A 14,978-nucleotide genomic window follows, 5' to 3' on the forward strand; every position below is an offset into this window, starting at 1 on the left:
AGCGCTGCCAGCATGCCCAGGCCACCGCCGATGGCGGCCAGCTGCCAGTTGGCCTTCCACGGCAGATCGAACACCTGCGTGGCGACCACGCCGGACAAGACCGAGGCCGCGATGGCGGCGACCAACCCTGCCAACAGCCCGATGGCGGCGAACTCCGAGGCCTGTGCCAGCCGCAGCTGGCGACGGCTGCCACCCAGCACGCGCATCACGCCGCCTTCCAGCAGCCGTTCGTCCTGGCTGGCGCTCACGGCGGCCATCAACACCAGCAGACCGGCTGCCAGCGAGAACCAGAACACCACCTGCACCACCTGCGAGACCTGCTCGGCCGTGCTGCGTACCTGCTTGAGCACCGCCTCCACGTCGATCACCGACAGATTGGGGAACTGATTGACCAGTTCGCGGGTGAAGGCGGCATCGCCGGAGGGCACGCTGACCGCGGTGATGTAGCTGGCGGAATAGCCGTCGAGTGCGCCCGGCGAGGCGACGACGAAGAAATTCGGCCKGAAGCTTTCCCAGTCCACGCTGCGCAGGCTGGTGATGCGACCTTCGAAGCGCTGGCCGGCAATGTCGAAGGCGACGCGATCGCCGAGCTTCCAGCCCAGATCTTCGGCGAAGCCCTCTTCCACCGACAACTCCGGCGACGTCGGGGTATGCCCGGTCCAGAACGCGCCCGCGGTCACCTTGTTGTCGTCGCGCAAGGTCGCCGCCATCGACAGGTTGAACTCGCGGTCGGCGCGCCGCTGCGTGCGCGCGTCGGCCCCTTCGTAGTCGGCGCCGCTGGCGGGCTTGCCGTTGAGCTCGACCAGCCGGCCGCGGATCATCGGATACAGGTCCACCGCCGACAGCCCGCGCGACTGCATGAAGGATTTCACCGGGTCGACCTGGTCCGGCTGCACGTTGACGATGAAGCGGTTGGGTGCATTGGCCGAGAGCGCCAGTTGCCAGCGGTCCAGCAGGTCCGTGCGCACGAAGGTCAGCAGCAGCAGCGCCATCAGGCCCAGGCCCAGCGCGGATACCTGCGCGATCGACGTGCCCGCGCGACGGCTGACGTTGGCCAACCCGTAACGCAGGCTGCCGCGCATGCGCGAGCGCACACGCCGGACCAGCAGGATCAGCAGCCACGCCAGCAGGGCCAGCACGGCGAGCGTACCGACGATGCCCACGAGCATCGCGGTGCCCAAGGTGGGCGAGCCCGCCTTCCACCACAACAGCGCGCCCAGTCCGACGAAGCCTGTCAGCGCGACCAGCCATGCGCTGGGCTCCGTGCGATCGAGATCGCGACGCAGCACGCGCAGCGCGGGCACGCGCCGCAGCGCCAGTACCGGCGGCGCACCGAAGGCGAGCAGCACGATCATGCCCACGCCATAGCCCTGCAGGGCCGGCAACATGCCCGCCGGCGGGATGTCGATCTTCAACGATTGCTGCAGCCAGCTGCCAATGCCCCATTGCAGGCCGAAGGCGATCAGCACGCCCACCGTGCACGCGGCCAGGCCCAGCAGGACCAGTTCCCCTACGTGGATGCCGACCAGCGTGCTCTGCTGTGCGCCGAGACAGCGCATCACCGCGGTGCCGGAGAGATGGCGTTCGCTGTGCCGGCGTGCCGCCATCGCGACCGCGACCGCGGCCAGCACCACCGACACCAGCGCGGCGAGGCCGAGGAAGCGGCTGGCGCGATCCAGCGCGGAGCGCACCTCGGGTCGCGCGTCCTGGATCGTTTCCATGCGCTGGCCGCGCGCGAGTTGCGGTTTGACGGCGGAGGTGAAGGATTCGACCGCGGCCGCATCGCCGGCCACGACAAGGCGATAGCGCAGGCGACTGCCTTCCTGCACGAGGCCGGTCGAAGGCAGGTCGGCGAGGTTGAGGAAAACCTTCGGGGCGACATTGAAGTAATCCAGCGCCGCGTCGGGCTCCTGCGTCACCAGCGCCGCAAGTTGCAACGTGCGCGTGCCGATGCCGATCCCGTCGCCGAGCCTGGCGCCCAGCGTCTCGGCGCCCGCCTGGCTGATCCAGACCGTGCCCGGCGCGGGAATGCCGGTCGCATTGCGCTCGGCAGCGCCGGAGGCGTCGATCACGCGGAAACTGCCGCGCAGCGGGAAGCCCTCGCCCAGCGCGCGCAGGTCGCCCAGCGACAGCGATTCGCCGGCGCGGATCATGCTCTGCAGTTCCTGCGTCTCGGTCACGCGCAGGCCGGGCGCATTCGCCAGCGCACGCAATGCCTCCGTCGGCGGCGCGTCGCCGCGCACGACCACGTCGCCCCCCAGCAGGCGGTTCGCTTCGATGGCCAGCGCGCGTTCGGCGCGGTCGGTGACGAAACCGACGGCCGTCACCGCCACGACTGCGAGCACGAGGGCGGCGAACAGGATGCGCACGTCGCCGGCCACCAGGTCACGGCGCAACTGGCGCCAGGCCAGGGCGAGGGTCCTCATGCGGCGGCGCCCTGCAGCCGCCCGGCATCGAGCCGGAGCAACCGCTGGCAGCGCGCCGCCAGATGGTCGTCGTGCGTCACCAGTACCAGCGTGGTACCGGCATCGGCGTTCAGCGCGAACAGCAGCTCGATGATCGCCTGCCCGGTGTGGGTGTCGAGATTGCCGGTGGGTTCGTCGGCGAACAGCAGCGAGGGACGCGTGACGAAGGCGCGCGCCAGCGCCACGCGCTGCTGCTCGCCGCCGGACAGCTGGCGCGGATAGTGGCCCAGGCGCTTGCCCAGGCCGACCTTCTCGAGGATCTGCCGCGCGGGACCCTCCACGTCGGCATCGCCGCGCAGTTCCAGGGGCAGCATGACGTTCTCGAGCGCGGTCAGCGACGGCAGCAGCTGGAAGCTCTGGAAGACGAAGCCGACCTTCTCGCCGCGCACGCGGGCACGGCCGTCCTCGTCCATGTCCGACAGACGCTCGCCATCCAGCGTCACGCTGCCCGCACTGGGCACGTCCAGGCCGGCGAGCAGCGACAGCAACGTACTCTTGCCCGAGCCCGAGGCGCCCACGATGGCGACCGTGTCGCCGTGTTCGATGCGGAACCCGATATCGTCGAGTATGGTCAGCGCGCCTTCGGGCAACGGCACCTGCTTGCCCAGTCCCTGCACGTCGAGCACGGCGTGGCGCGCGGCGGCGGGGGCTTCAGTGTGGAGTCTGCTGGCGTCGGCCATGATCGTCTCGTCGGTCGTTTCGTGAATCATCGGGAGCACGGATTAAATGTTTCTTAATTTGACCAGGTATGGGGTTGCGGGCGTGCGCATGCAATGGGCCGTGGGCCTGGCCCTGTTGCTGTTCGTCGCATTATCCGCACGGCCCGCCGCAGCGCAGGCGCCGTCGGCCGCGCCGGCACAGGGCGCACGCACCGTGCTGGTGATGGGCGATTCGCTGTCGGCCGCCTATGGGCTTGCGCCTGCGCAGGGCTGGGTCGCGCTGACCGCGGACCGCATCGCCAAGACCAGGCCGGGCTGGCGCGTGGTCAATGCCAGCATCAGCGGCGAGACCACCGCAGGCGGGGCGTCGCGTATCGCCGCGGAGCTGAAACGCCACCAGCCCGCCATCGTCGTCATCGCGCTCGGCGCGAACGACGGTCTTCGCGGGCTGCCGCTCGCGCAGACGCGCGCCAACCTCGAGAAGATGATCAAGGCCGCGCAGGCCCGCAAGGCGAAGGTCCTGCTGGTCGGCATGCGCATRCCGCCGAACTACGGCCCGGAGTACACGCGCGGTTTCGAACAGAACTTCAGTGCGCTGTCCAGGCAGTACGGCACGGCCCTGCTGCCCTTCCTGCTGGAGCCCATCGCGCTGGACCGCAATGCCTACCAGGCCGACAACCTGCACCCCGTCGCCAGCGCGCAACCCAAGCTGCGCGACCACGTGTGGAAGGCGCTGGAACCGCTCCTGCGCTGACTCCGGCCGCCTTCCTACCCCCGCGTAGGATTTTTCCTACGCGGATCCGGGGCATCCGCCGAATGTGAGAGCTGGCACATTCGCGCACAGTGCGCTCGCCGGTTCCCTGCCCGGCGCGTTGACCGGAGTCCATCATGCCCCGCCTGCTGTTCACCATCGCCGCCAATGACAAAGGCTGGCAACTCTACGAAGGCCAGTTCGGCCGTGACTGGTTCGACAACCTCGGCGATGCGCGCGAGAGCGCCAAGCTGCTCGCCGCCACGCTGCACCAGCACCACGGCATCCAGACCGCCGTCGTCGTCGAGATGCCCAGCAACGAATCCGTGTTGTTGGCGAGGCACGGCTGAGCATCCGGCGGCCTCCCGCGGCGGCGCCCGTCGCGACCTCCAGGACATGAAAGAGCGTCGTGCCAGCGCATGCGCCCATCGCGCCCCGCCTGACGCCTTGCCATCTGTCGGGCGGCGCGCTTTCCGGATCCGGACTCGCACGCCCCGCGGTCGCGACTCACGTCGCCCCTACAATGACTGTCCGGACAAACCTGCCAGTTGCCGCAGCGCCTGCTCGAACACCTCGGGCGGCTGGCCGCCCTGCACCAGGTGGCGGTCGTTGAAGATCACCGAGGGCACTGCGCGGATGCCCTGCTCCTGGTAGAAGCGCTCGAGTTCGCGCACCTGTTGCGCATACGCATCCGTGTCGAGGACGCGGCGCGCATCCGCACCGTCGAGACCGGCGTTCGCGGCGATATCGACCAGCGTGTCGCGGTCCGACAGGTTCCGTCCCCCGCCGTGGTACGCCTGCAGCAGCGCGCGCTTGAGCGCGAGCTGCGATGCGGCGCCGCGCTCGGCCGCCCASTGCAGCAGGCGGTGGGCGTCGAAGGTGTTGTAGATGCGGTCGCGCTTCTGCAGGTCGAAACGGAACCCCAGCGCCTCGCCGCGCTGGCGCAGCGCTTCGCCGTTCTGCGCGAGCTGCTCCGCACTCAGCCCGTACTTCTTCGCGAGATGTTCCGCGATCGATTCTCCCTGCGGTTCCATGCCGGGATTCAGCTCGAAAGGCTGGAACCGCAGCTCGACCTGCAGGTCGCCGCCGATGTCCGCCATCGCGCGTTCGAGCGCGGCCAGGCCGATCGCGCACCAGGGGCACGCGACGTCGGAAACGAAATCGATCTTCACGGGATTCGGCATTCGGCGGCGCTCACTCGTTCGCGTTCTTGTACACGCGGCCCTGCTTCATCACGAAGCCGACCCTCTCCAGCACGGAAACATCCTGCAGCGGATCGCCGTCGACGGCGATCAGGTCAGCGGAATAGCCCGGCTTGAGCACGCCCACGTCCTTGTCGATGCCGAACAGGCGTGCGTTCACCACGGTGGCCGAGCGGATGGCCTGCAGCGGCGTCATGCCGAACTGCACCATGCGCGAGAACTGGCGCGCATTGAGGCCATGCGGATACACGCCGCCATCGGTGCCGAAGCCCATGACCGCGCCGGCCTGGTGCGCCTTGCGGAAGTTCTCGCGCTGGGTGGCGCCCACGCGGCGTTCCTTCTCCAGCGATTCGGGCAGGAAGCCGGCCTTCTCGCCTTCGCCCAGGATGTATTCGGTGTTGTAGATGTCCATCACCAGCACGGTGCCGTTCTTCTTCGCCAGTGCAATGCCTTCGTCGTCGATGAAGCTGGCGTGCTCGATGGAATCCACGCCGGCCAGCAGTGCATTGCGGATGCCGGTGGCGCCATGCGCGTGCGAGGCGACCTTGCGGCCCAGCGCATGCGCTTCATCGACGAGTGCTTTCAGCTCCTCGAGCGAATACTGCGGCGCACCGACCTCGGTGCCCTTGGACAGCACGCCGCCGGTCGAACAGGTCTTGATGAAATCTGCCCCGAACTTGACGTTCTGCCGCACCTTCTGCCGCGCGGCCCAGGGACCGTCGGCCACGCCCTCGCCCACGGCCTTGTATTCGGCCGGCAGCAGGTTATTGTCGCTGCAGTGCCCGCCGGTGATGCCGATGGACACGCCACCCGCGAGGATGCGCGGACCATCGACTTCGCCCGTGGCGATCGCATCGCGCAGGGCGACGTCCGCGTAACCGGGTGAACCCGGCACGCGCACGGTGGTGAAGCCGGCCAGCAGCGTGGTGCGCGCGTTCTTCGCGCCCTTGATGGCGGCGRCCGGCAGCGAGATCGCCAGCCGCCGGTAGCCCTGCAGATCCGCATCGCCATGCAGGTGCACGTGCGCGTCCATCAGGCCGGGCAGCACGGTCTTCGTCGACAGGTCGTGCACCGTTGCGCCCGCCGGTACCGGCGTGGTCGCGGCCGGACCGATGGCGGTGATGCGCGCATCCTCGATGACGATGGCCTGGTCGGTCAGCAGGCGACCGGATTCGACATCGAGCAGGCGCCCGGCCTTGACGTAGGTGGTGGCTGCGAACGCAGGCGCGCAGGCGACGGACAGGACGGCGGCGAGGACACACAGGCGCATGGAGGACCCGGAAGTCGAATGAAGAGAAGGCGAATGTAGCAAGCCCACCCGGTAGGAGCGACGTAAATCGCGACCACGCACCTGGCCGCTCACGGAAAGCCGATGTTTTCTTTTAAGGGCGCGCTGCTGCGCGTTCTTGTTTCTGCACGGGGTATGGGCGCGGTCGCGACTTACGTCGCTCCCACGGGGATTCCGTTGCGCGGCACGATCAGACCGGCGTGGGATTGCGGTAGGCGAAGCCGGCCTGGTGCCAGTAGGGGTAGGGCTTCGGGCGCTGGCTGGCCTTGTCCAGTTTCGCCACCTGCTCCGGGGTGAGGTTCCAGCCCACAGCGCCGAGGTTCTGCYTSAGCTGCTCCTCGTTGCGCGCRCCGATCACCACGGTGCTGACGGTGGGCCGCTGCAGCAGCCAGTTCAGCGCGACCTGCGGGATCGACTTGCCGGTTTCCTGCGCGACCGCGTCCAGGGCGTCGACCACGTCGTACAGATAGTCCATGTCCACCTGCGGACCGGCATCGTTGGCGGCCTGGGACTGCAGGCGGCTGGTCTCGGGCAGCGCCTGGCCGCGGCGGATCTTGCCGGTGAGGCGGCCCCATCCCAGCGGACTCCAGACCACCGCACCCACGCCCTGGTCGACGCCCAGCGGCATCAGCTCCCATTCGTAGTCGCGACCGACCAGCGAGTAGTACGCCTGGTGCGCGACGTAGCGCGTCCAGCCGTGGCGATCGGCGGCGGCGAGCGACTTCATCAGGTGCCAGCCGGAAAAGTTGGACACGCCGAGGTAGCGGATCTTGCCGGTCTTCACCAGCGTGTCGAGCGTGGACAGCACTTCCTCGACCGGCGGACGCGCATCGAAGCCATGCAGCTGGAACAGGTCGATGTAGTCGGTGCCCAGACGCTTGAGAGCAGCGTCCACGGCGTTGATCAGATGATGGCGCGAAGAACCCACCTGGTTTTCGCCGTCGCCGAACCGGAACGTGGCCTTGGTGGAAATGATCAGCGAGTCGCGCGGCCTGCCCTTGAGCGCTTCACCGAGGATCTCTTCGGCCGCGCCCTTGGAGTAGATGTCGGCGCTGTCGAACATGTTCAGGCCGGCGTCGAGGCAGACATCGACCAGGCGGCGCGCTTCGGCCACGTCGGTACTGCCCCACGCGCTGAACAAGGCGCCCTGCCCGCCGAAGGTGCCGGTACCGAAGGAGAGCACGGGGACGCGGAAGCCGGAGGCGCCGAGATAGCGGTATTCCATGACGAGGGTCCTGAAACGGGGGAGTGCGCCATTGCACTCCCCCGCCACTGCAACGGCAAGCCCTCGCGATGGAACGCTTAGTTCGCGCTCGCGGCAGGCCGCACGATGACTTCGCTGACATCGACGTCGTCCGGCTGCTCCACCGCATAGGCGATGGCCCGCGCGACGGCCTCGGCGGGAATCGCGACTTGGCGGAAATCCTCAAGCCACGCCTTGATGCCGGCGTCGCTGGTGGTCTCGGCCAGTTCGCTGGTGGTCACGCCCGGCGACACCACGGTGACGCGGAGATCGCCGTGCTCCTGGCGCAGGCCTTCGGAGATGGCCAGCACCGCGTGCTTGGTGGCGCAGTAAACGGATGCACTGGGCCACACGCGATGGCCGGCGGTCGACGCGACGTTGATGATCTGGCCACCGCCCTGTGCCTGCATCACCGGCAGCGCAGCGGCGATTCCGTGCAGGACGCCGCGGATGTTGACGTCGATCATCTGGTTCCATTCGTCGATCTTCAGCGCGGCCAGCGGCGACAGCGGCATCACGCCCGCGTTGTTGACGATCACGTCGAGCCGGCCGAACTCGCTGCGGGCGAAGTCGACGAAGGCCTGCACGTCGTCGAGTCGGGTGACGTCGAGCGCACGCTGGCGGGCGGTGCCGCCGGCGGCTTCGATCCCGGCGACCAGCTTTTCCAGCCGGTCGGTGCGGCGTGCGCCCAGCACGACCTTCGCACCGCGACGGGCGAGTTCGCGTGCGGTGGCATCACCGATGCCGCTGCTGGCACCGGTGATGGCGATGACTTTTCCTTCGATTCCGGACATGGGATACCTCGTTGGGGGGAAACACGGCGCGGGGTGCGCCGGGACGGGGCGCAGTCTGGGCGCCGCTGCCGATGCGTCGATATCCGGTTCCTCCACGATCCTTGCCTGATCCTGCGAGCGCCCGGTCTATCCCATTCCATCGCCGGATCCACTGCGTAGACTCGCTGCATGCCCCACGTCCACCCCACAGGCGTTCCCATGCCCGATTCGCCCACCCCGCTCGATGACCGCGTCCGCGAACTCGCCGCGCTGATTGAACGATCCACCGGCAAGGACGGTTTCCACACCACGGCGATCCCGGCCCTGAACTTCTCGCGGCTGAGCGCGCCCATGCAGCTGCCGATGCGTGGCGTGCAGGAAGCCGCGCTGTGCCTGATCGTGCAGGGCGCCAAGCGCGCGATCCTGGCCGACGAGGTCTACGAGTACGACGCCAGCCGCTTCGTGGTGGCTTCGGTCGACCTGCCGGTGACCGGCCAGGTGGTCGAAGCGTCCGCCGAGGCGCCGTACCTGTGCCTGATCCTGAAGCTGTCGGCCGCCACCATCGCCGAAATGGTCACCGAGGCCGAATCGGCGCAGGCACCGTTGCCGCCGCCGTCGCGCGGGCTGTTCCTCCAGCCCAGCAGCGTGGAGATGCTGGATGCGGCGACCAGGCTGGTGAAACTGCTCGATACGCCGCGCGACATCCCGCTGCTCGCACCGCTGGTCGAACGCGAAATCCTGTACCGCGTGCTGTGCAGCCCGCAGGGCGCGATGCTGCGCCACATCGGTATCGCCGACAGCCAGGGCCAGCGCGTGGCGAAAGCGATCCACTGGCTGCGCGAGCATTACGCCAAGCCGCTGCGCATCGACCACATCGCCCGCGAGGTGCACATGAGCGCCTCGGCCCTGCACCACCACTTCAAGGCGGTCACCGCGATGAGCCCGCTGCAGTACCAGAAGCAGTTGCGCCTGCAGGAAGCGCGCCGGCTGATGCTCAGCGAAGTGCTGGATGCCGCCAGCGCCGGGCACCGCGTCGGCTACGARAGCCCGTCGCAGTTCRSSCGCGAGTACAGCCGCATGTTCGGYGCKCCGCCGSTGCGCGATGTCGAGCGCCTGCGCAACCTCTGAACCGTCCGGAAACCGTGACTGAACGTCGCGCCACGACGCGGGGCAGGCCGGTTGTTCCCCCTCCTGCGCGGGCGCACACTCTCGTGTGACACCTACGGAGGACCCGCCATGAAGGCGCCTGCCCTGCTGCTTACCGCCGTCGTCGCCCTGGCCATCGCCGTTCCCGGCATGGCCAGATCCGGGAACGTCACCGATCCTGGCCTGCCGCGCAGCGTACCCACCGAAGGCGGCGCAGTGAGCGTCAGCTGGACGGATCCGGCCGCCTTCAGCGAGCTCAAGTACAGCGGCAACCGCTGGGAAGCCGAGCGCGGCACGTGGGTCACGGATCTGGCGACCTATCTGCGCGACGAAGCCGGCCAGCGTCTCGCCCGTGGCCAGACCCTGGACATCACCATCACCGACATCGAGCGTGCCGGCCGCTATGAGCCGGTCGTGCGCACGGGGATGGACCACATCCGCATCGTCAAGGACATCTACCCGCCGCGCATGAAGCTGAACTTCGTGGTGAAGGGTCCCGATGGACAGGTGATCGCCGAAGGCGAGCGCAAGCTCGTCGACCATGGTTTTTTGACCGGATCCAACCTCAACAGCAGCGATGCGCTGCGCTACGAGAAGCGCATGGTCGACGACTGGTTGCGCCGCGAGTTCAAGGCCAACGCGGCGCTGACCTCGACGCCCTGATCCCGGGGCTCACGGCGCCGCATCGCGCGGCGCCGGTTCGTGCGGATAGACCGCCGATACCGAACACTGCACCCGTATGCCACGGCGCGACCAGCGCCGCTCGTCGCCGGGGATCCACGCATCCGCGTTGCCCGAATCGAAAAGGCTGTTGCCGCCGCTGTCCTGGGCGACGACGCGGTCGCCGGGATTGCCGCAGATGAGGCCGATGCCCACGCCGGAGCGGAAGGTGATGGCCGGTGCCGAATCCAGATCCGGGCAGCTCTGTGCGAGCTCGACGCGGTAGTAACGGTGTCCACCCGAACGTCGCGGCGAAAGCTCCACCAGCATGCCCTGGCTGTCCTCCGACCACGCGCGCAGGTAGCGCGGGTTGAAGCAGAAGCTCGAAGAACCGGCGAAACCGCGCCGCTTCGGCGCACGCACTTCCACCGTCTCCAGCGTGGTCAGGCCATCGTCCGCCGGCACCGTCGCGGCACGCGCCATCGCGGCGTATTCGCGTGCATCGATGGTGGCGATGGCCGTCACCGCGCAGGTCGCTTCGCCGATGCGCACATATTCCTTCCCGGTGCCGCACACCCAGCCCTCGCGGGCCAGCAGGACGGCATCGTCCCCGCCGGCGCCCGGACAGCCGCTGGACAGCGCGATGCGGAAACGCTGCCCGTCGCGGCCCTGCACGGCCAGTTCCGTCGACGAAGCCTGGCGCACCTCCGCCATCTGGCGGGCATCCAGGCAGCCCGGGGCGGGCGCAACGCGCGGCGGCGCGTCGGGGGGCTGCGCATGCGCCTCCGCGGGCAGCACCAGCGCCATCAACAAGGCCAAGCTCCATCGCATCCGTGCCATCTCCCCGGGGAACGCGGCGATGGTAAACCAGGGTTGTGGCATGCGGGTGGCGGCACCATATCGGGGACATCCCTCCCGCGGAGCACGTCCATGACGACCTTCGACCTCACCCCGCCCTCCGATGCCCAGCGCACGGCGTTGATCGCCGGCCTCAGCGAAGACGAGCGTCGGGTGCTGCTGCAGCACGGTACCGAAGCGCCGTTCTGCGGCGTGTTCCTGGACAACAAGCAGGACGGTACCTACACCTGCCGCCTGTGCGGCCTGCCGCTGTTCCGTTCCAGCGCGAAGTTCGACTCCGGCACGGGCTGGCCGAGTTTCTTCCAGCCCGTGGACGAGGCGCACATCGGCCGCATCCGCGACGCCAGCTATGGCATGGTCCGGACGGAGATCGTCTGCGCGCGCTGCCAGTCGCACCTGGGCCACGTGTTTCCGGACGGTCCCCCGCCGACCGGCGAGCGGCACTGTCTGAATTCGGTCTCGCTGGCCTTCACGCCACAAGGCGAGCCGCTCCCGGATCCGCTGCAGCGTGGCGGCGCGGAAGCGCAACCGGCCGGCTAGCGCGGCCGCTGTCACGGGACGGGCACATGACGGCGGTAGCCTGACCGTCATCCCACCGTCGTCCGGCGGTCACGCATGGCCGCATCTTTCGACACGCACGTATCCCCGGCGCCCCCTGGCGGGCTGCCGGCTGCACTCTGGCTGTACCGGTTCGATGGCGAAGGGTGCGCGCATGCGCTCGACGCCGCGTCCACCGGCCTCGGTGCGCTGGGCGCGCCCGATGCGGGCTGGCATTGGGTGCACCTGGACCTCAGCGACGTGCGCAGCGCGCAGGTGGTGGCGTGCCTGCCGATCCCCGACGACGCGCGCGAGACGCTGCTGTCGCCGGATTCGCACGTGAACCTGCAGCGCGAAGGCCGCGCGATCCATGGGGCTTTCGTCGACTGGGTGCACCAGCGTGGCGTCGACCTGGCGGCCGAGGGCCAGCTGCGGGGCGACGACGGCATCGGCTGGCTGCACTTCGCGATGACGGAACACCTGCTGGTCACCGCACGCCGCCAAGCCCTGCGGTCGGTGGAAGCGGCGCGCCGCGCGCTGATCGCCGGCGCACCTGCGGAGACGCCGGTGCGCCTGCTTGAGCTGGTGGCCAGTCGCTTCGCGGACACGGTCGAGCGCAGCAGCGACGGGCTGTCGACCCGGCTGGACCGCATCGAGGACCGCGTGCTGGCGGACAGCATCGGCGAAGAGCGACGCGACCTGGCCCAGCTGCGCCACCAGACCGTGCGCCTGCATCGGCCGCTCACCGCGATGCGGCGCGTGCTGAAGCCGTTCGAGCAACGCCACCCGGGGGATGTCGACGACGAACTGCTGTCCGCCATCGCGCGCCTCAACCAGCGCTTCGACGATCTCGACGGCGATGTCGGCACGCTGCAGGAGCGTGCGCGCCTGCTGCAGGACGAAGTGGCCGCCAAGCTCGCCGAGCGCACCAACCGTCATCTCTACGTGCTGTCGATGATCACCGCGCTGCTGCTGCCGCCGAGCCTGGTCGCCGGCCTGTTCGGCATGAACCTGCCGGGGTTGCCGTTCGCGCACAGCTCCCACGGGCTGGCGTTCGCGCTGCTGCTGGGCGTGGCCTCGAGCGCGCTGGTCTACGGGCTGCTGCGGCGCATGGGCGTGGCGCGCTCGACCTGAGCGCCGCGCGCGGCCGCGCTATCCTAGCGGCCTGATGACGCTTCCCCTCCGCATCGCCACCCGTTACGTCACCCCGCTGCGCGAAGGCGGCTCGATGCCTGCCGTGGTCGAGGCCGACGACGACGGCCTGTATGTCCTGAAGTTCCGCGGCGCCGGCCAGGGACCGAAGGCGCTGGTGGCGGAAGTGATCGCCGGCGGTCTGGCGAAGGCGTTGAAGTTGCCGATGCCCCACCTGGCACTGATGGACCTGGATGCCGACCTCGCCCGCACCGAAGGCGATCCGGAGATCCAGGACCTGATCAAGGCCAGTGCAGGGCTCAATCTGGCGATGGACTACCTGCCCGGCGCCGTCAATTTCGATCCGGTGGCGGAACAGCCCGACGCGGACCTCGCCTCGCGGATCGTCTGGTTCGACGCCTTCATCAGCAACGTCGACCGCACGGCGCGCAACACCAACCTGCTGATGTGGCACCGCCGGCTCTACCTTATCGACCATGGGGCGGCGTTGTATTTCCACCACGGCTGGGATGGCGATACCACCGGAGCCGGCAAGCCGTTTCCGCTGATCCGCGACCACGTGCTGCTGCGCTGGGCTTCCCGGTTGGCCGATGTCGATGGCGAGCTGGCATCGGCCCTGGCGGACGACGTGATCGCAACGATCGTGGCCGAGGTACCCGACGCCTGGCTGCAAGGCCCCGATGGCTTCGGCGACCCCGCGACGCAGCGCGCCGCCTACGTCGAGTACCTGGTCCGTCGGGTGGCGCAGCGTGGCGCCTTCGTGCATGAGGCGATCCGTGCACGCGGCTGAAACGTACGATTACGCGGTGATCCGCGTGGTCCCGCGCGTGGAGCGCGAGGAGTTCGTCAACGTCGGCATCATCCTGTCGTGCGAGCGCGCGGGCTTCCTCGAGGCGCGCATCGAACTGGACGAGGCGCGCCTGCGCGCGCTCGATCCCGCGATGGATATCGAATCGCTGCGTCGCCACCTGCAGACCATTCCCGCGATCTGCCGCGGCGGCGAAGCGGCCGCGCCGATCGGACTGTTGCCCCCGCGCGCGCGCTTCCACTGGCTTACCGCCAAGCGCAGTTCGATCATCCAGACCTCGCCCGTGCACATGGGGCGCTGCGGCGATCTGCCGGCGACGCTGGAGCACCTGATGGACCGCATGGTGCGGCCGCCGAAGGCCACCACGCCCCGATGAGCGTCTATGTGGACGATGCGGTCACCGTGTGGCGCGGCCGCCGCTGGGCCCACCTGATGGCGGACACCCTGGACGAACTGCACGCGATGGCGGAACGGCTGGGCGTGCCGCGGCGCGCGTTCCAGGACAAGCGCAGCGGCGCGCACTACGACCTGACCGAAGAACTGCGCGAGGACGCGCTGCGGCTGGGGGCCCTGGCCGTTTCCCGCCACCGCGACCGCGAGCAGGTCCGTGCGGTCATCCGCATCGCGCGCGCGCAGTGGAGCGGCCACGCGGCAGACCCCTGATGCCGTAGAGCCGAGCTCGCTCGGCTCCTTGGTCTTTCAATCCCCCGGTGGAGCCGGAGAGCAGCGGAGCAAGCTCGGCTCTACGGGGCACTCAGAGCTGTTGCGCCTTGCCGCTGCGGATCGCCTCGTCCAGCAGGCGGTCGACGTCCCGCTGCAGCCTGTCGGTCGCCGCCATCTGCTTGCGCGCCAACGCCTCCTGCTGCCGCGCGAGCGGCTCCTGCTGGCGGGCGAGGACCTCCTGCTGGCGGGCCAAGGCCTCCTGTTTGTCCTGCAGCGCCTTCATGCGGCGGTCGTTGGCGGCATCGAGGGTGTCGTCGCCACGCAGCGCGGCGGCGGCCTGATGCTGCGCGATCTCCGACATCTTCACGCCCAGTTCGCCCTGTCTCGAGCCCAGTTCGCCCTGGCGTTCGCCGAGCGCACCCTGCTGTTCGCCGAGCTGGCCCTGCTGCTCGCCCAGCGCATGGACCGGTGCATGCGCGTCTTTCATCCGCTGCACCGTGGCGGCATCGCGCACCACGTACTGCTTGCCGTTCTTCCGCACCCACAGCACCGGGGCATTGCCCTGCCGCAGGTGCTGGGCGGTGCGGATGTCGTCGCTGTGGCCCGCCATCGTCACGTCGTCGCCTTCGATCAGCACGTAGGCATCGCCGCCGCGCGTATCACTGATGCTGAAGGTGCCCCGAGTGCGGAGCGTGGGCGGCGGCGGCGGTGCCGGCGGCGCGATGGTCGGCGCTGCGGGGGGAGCGGGCGGGGCCGGAGGGGCCGGCATGTCG

16 protein-coding genes and 1 pseudogene are annotated in these 14,978 nt (G+C 69.2%); 9 read left to right on the forward strand and 8 right to left on the reverse strand.

Translation table 11 applies throughout. From position 1 onward, the window contains the following. Both AC04L7_RS03275 and AC04L7_RS03280 read right to left on the reverse strand, forming a co-directional pair. Nucleotides 1–2,426: ABC transporter permease (locus AC04L7_RS03275; protein WP_475512516.1), on the reverse strand; the 2,426-nt coding region annotated here is incomplete at its 3' end. After that, complete coding sequence (locus AC04L7_RS03280; RefSeq protein ID WP_436001111.1) at nucleotides 2,423–3,175, reverse strand: ABC transporter ATP-binding protein; 753 nt, start codon at nucleotides 3,173–3,175, stop codon at nucleotides 2,423–2,425. The genes AC04L7_RS03275 and AC04L7_RS03280, both read right to left, overlap by 4 nt. 58 nt (nucleotides 3,176–3,233) lie before the next feature. On the opposite strand from AC04L7_RS03280, the gene AC04L7_RS03285 reads away from it, so the two are divergent. Continuing rightward, nucleotides 3,234–3,878 carry an arylesterase gene (locus AC04L7_RS03285; protein WP_475512517.1) on the forward strand — a complete coding sequence of 215 codons (645 nt, stop codon included), beginning with the start codon at nucleotides 3,234–3,236 and terminating at the stop codon, nucleotides 3,876–3,878. 134 nt (nucleotides 3,879–4,012) lie between these two features. After that, nucleotides 4,013–4,225: a hypothetical protein gene (locus AC04L7_RS03290; RefSeq protein ID WP_296278964.1), complete on the forward strand. Its 213-nt coding sequence runs from the start codon at nucleotides 4,013–4,015 to the stop codon at nucleotides 4,223–4,225. Between the two features lie 168 nt (nucleotides 4,226–4,393). Here the strand turns inward: AC04L7_RS03290 and AC04L7_RS03295 are convergent, their stop codons facing one another. The 4 genes from AC04L7_RS03295 to AC04L7_RS03310 all read right to left on the reverse strand — a co-directional run bounded on the left by AC04L7_RS03295 (nucleotide 4,394) and on the right by AC04L7_RS03310 (nucleotide 8,402). Beyond that, nucleotides 4,394–5,047, reverse strand: a complete 654-nt coding sequence (locus tag AC04L7_RS03295) for a DsbA family oxidoreductase (protein ID WP_475512518.1) — start codon at nucleotides 5,045–5,047, stop codon at nucleotides 4,394–4,396. A 22-nt stretch (nucleotides 5,048–5,069) separates the two neighbouring features. Further along, the gene (locus tag AC04L7_RS03300; RefSeq protein ID WP_475512519.1) at nucleotides 5,070–6,347 is read right to left on the reverse strand and encodes a Xaa-Pro dipeptidase; all 1,278 of its coding nucleotides are present in this window, start codon (nucleotides 6,345–6,347) and stop codon (nucleotides 5,070–5,072) included. 208 nt (nucleotides 6,348–6,555) lie between these two features. Further along, nucleotides 6,556–7,590 (reverse strand): aldo/keto reductase, encoded by a 1,035-nt coding sequence (locus AC04L7_RS03305; protein ID WP_475512520.1) that lies wholly within the window; start codon nucleotides 7,588–7,590, stop codon nucleotides 6,556–6,558. Nucleotides 7,591–7,667: 77 nt separating this feature from the next. After that, a complete protein-coding gene (locus AC04L7_RS03310) occupies nucleotides 7,668–8,402 on the reverse strand; it encodes an SDR family oxidoreductase (RefSeq protein WP_436000582.1) in 735 nt (244 codons plus the stop codon). A gap of 198 nt (nucleotides 8,403–8,600) precedes the next feature. On the opposite strand from AC04L7_RS03310, the gene AC04L7_RS03315 reads away from it, so the two are divergent. Beyond that, nucleotides 8,601–9,509: an AraC family transcriptional regulator gene (locus AC04L7_RS03315; protein WP_475512521.1), complete on the forward strand. Its 909-nt coding sequence runs from the start codon at nucleotides 8,601–8,603 to the stop codon at nucleotides 9,507–9,509. Nucleotides 9,510–9,617: 108 nt separating this feature from the next. Next, nucleotides 9,618–10,190 (forward strand): DUF3016 domain-containing protein, encoded by a 573-nt coding sequence (locus AC04L7_RS03320; RefSeq protein WP_436000584.1) that lies wholly within the window; start codon nucleotides 9,618–9,620, stop codon nucleotides 10,188–10,190. 9 nt (nucleotides 10,191–10,199) lie between these two features. Here the strand turns inward: AC04L7_RS03320 and AC04L7_RS03325 are convergent, their stop codons facing one another. Then, nucleotides 10,200–11,018 (reverse strand): hypothetical protein, encoded by an 819-nt coding sequence (locus tag AC04L7_RS03325; protein WP_436000586.1) that lies wholly within the window; start codon nucleotides 11,016–11,018, stop codon nucleotides 10,200–10,202. Nucleotides 11,019–11,117: 99 nt separating this feature from the next. Here AC04L7_RS03325 and msrB point away from each other — a divergent pair, with 99 nt between their 5' ends. The 5 genes from msrB to AC04L7_RS03350 all read left to right on the forward strand — a co-directional run bounded on the left by msrB (nucleotide 11,118) and on the right by AC04L7_RS03350 (nucleotide 14,205). Beyond that, nucleotides 11,118–11,585 carry a peptide-methionine (R)-S-oxide reductase MsrB gene (msrB, locus tag AC04L7_RS03330; RefSeq protein WP_296278956.1) on the forward strand — a complete coding sequence of 156 codons (468 nt, stop codon included), beginning with the start codon at nucleotides 11,118–11,120 and terminating at the stop codon, nucleotides 11,583–11,585. Nucleotides 11,586–11,660: 75 nt separating this feature from the next. Continuing rightward, nucleotides 11,661–12,716, forward strand: coding sequence for a CorA family divalent cation transporter (locus AC04L7_RS03335; RefSeq protein ID WP_436000589.1), 1,056 nt, complete (start codon nucleotides 11,661–11,663; stop codon nucleotides 12,714–12,716). Between the two features lie 34 nt (nucleotides 12,717–12,750). Continuing rightward, nucleotides 12,751–13,524 (forward strand): HipA family kinase, encoded by a 774-nt coding sequence (locus AC04L7_RS03340; protein ID WP_436000591.1) that lies wholly within the window; start codon nucleotides 12,751–12,753, stop codon nucleotides 13,522–13,524. Continuing rightward, entirely contained in the window at nucleotides 13,511–13,918 is a 408-nt protein-coding gene (locus AC04L7_RS03345) for a DUF3037 domain-containing protein (protein WP_299345648.1), read from the forward strand. The genes AC04L7_RS03340 and AC04L7_RS03345 overlap by 14 nt, the downstream gene beginning before the upstream one ends. After that, nucleotides 13,915–14,205, forward strand: coding sequence for a DUF4031 domain-containing protein (locus AC04L7_RS03350; protein ID WP_436000593.1), 291 nt, complete (start codon nucleotides 13,915–13,917; stop codon nucleotides 14,203–14,205). The genes AC04L7_RS03345 and AC04L7_RS03350 overlap by 4 nt, the downstream gene beginning before the upstream one ends. A 91-nt stretch (nucleotides 14,206–14,296) precedes the next feature. On the opposite strand, the pseudogene AC04L7_RS03355 reads toward AC04L7_RS03350, so the two are convergent. Beyond that, nucleotides 14,297–14,978 (reverse strand): annotated as a pseudogene (locus AC04L7_RS03355) (M56 family metallopeptidase); the annotation flags it as partial.

The organism is Pseudoxanthomonas sp. LjRoot204_2 (genome assembly GCF_056175765.1).

Bases quoted from the DNA above. Each gene is read 5' to 3' on its own strand.
- msrB (WP_296278956.1), top strand. From the start codon at position 11,118: ATGACGACCTTCGACCTCACCCCGCCCTCCGATGCCCAGCGCACGGCG.
- AC04L7_RS03280 (WP_436001111.1), bottom strand. From the start codon at position 3,175: ATGATTCACGAAACGACCGACGAGACGATCATGGCCGACGCCAGCAGA.
- AC04L7_RS03340 (WP_436000591.1), top strand. From the start codon at position 12,751: ATGACGCTTCCCCTCCGCATCGCCACCCGTTACGTCACCCCGCTGCGC.
- AC04L7_RS03335 (WP_436000589.1), top strand. From the start codon at position 11,661: ATGGCCGCATCTTTCGACACGCACGTATCCCCGGCGCCCCCTGGCGGG.
- AC04L7_RS03310 (WP_436000582.1), bottom strand. From the start codon at position 8,402: ATGTCCGGAATCGAAGGAAAAGTCATCGCCATCACCGGTGCCAGCAGC.
- AC04L7_RS03320 (WP_436000584.1), top strand. From the start codon at position 9,618: ATGAAGGCGCCTGCCCTGCTGCTTACCGCCGTCGTCGCCCTGGCCATC.
- AC04L7_RS03290 (WP_296278964.1), top strand. From the start codon at position 4,013: ATGCCCCGCCTGCTGTTCACCATCGCCGCCAATGACAAAGGCTGGCAA.
- AC04L7_RS03325 (WP_436000586.1), bottom strand. From the start codon at position 11,018: ATGCGATGGAGCTTGGCCTTGTTGATGGCGCTGGTGCTGCCCGCGGAG.
- AC04L7_RS03350 (WP_436000593.1), top strand. From the start codon at position 13,915: ATGAGCGTCTATGTGGACGATGCGGTCACCGTGTGGCGCGGCCGCCGC.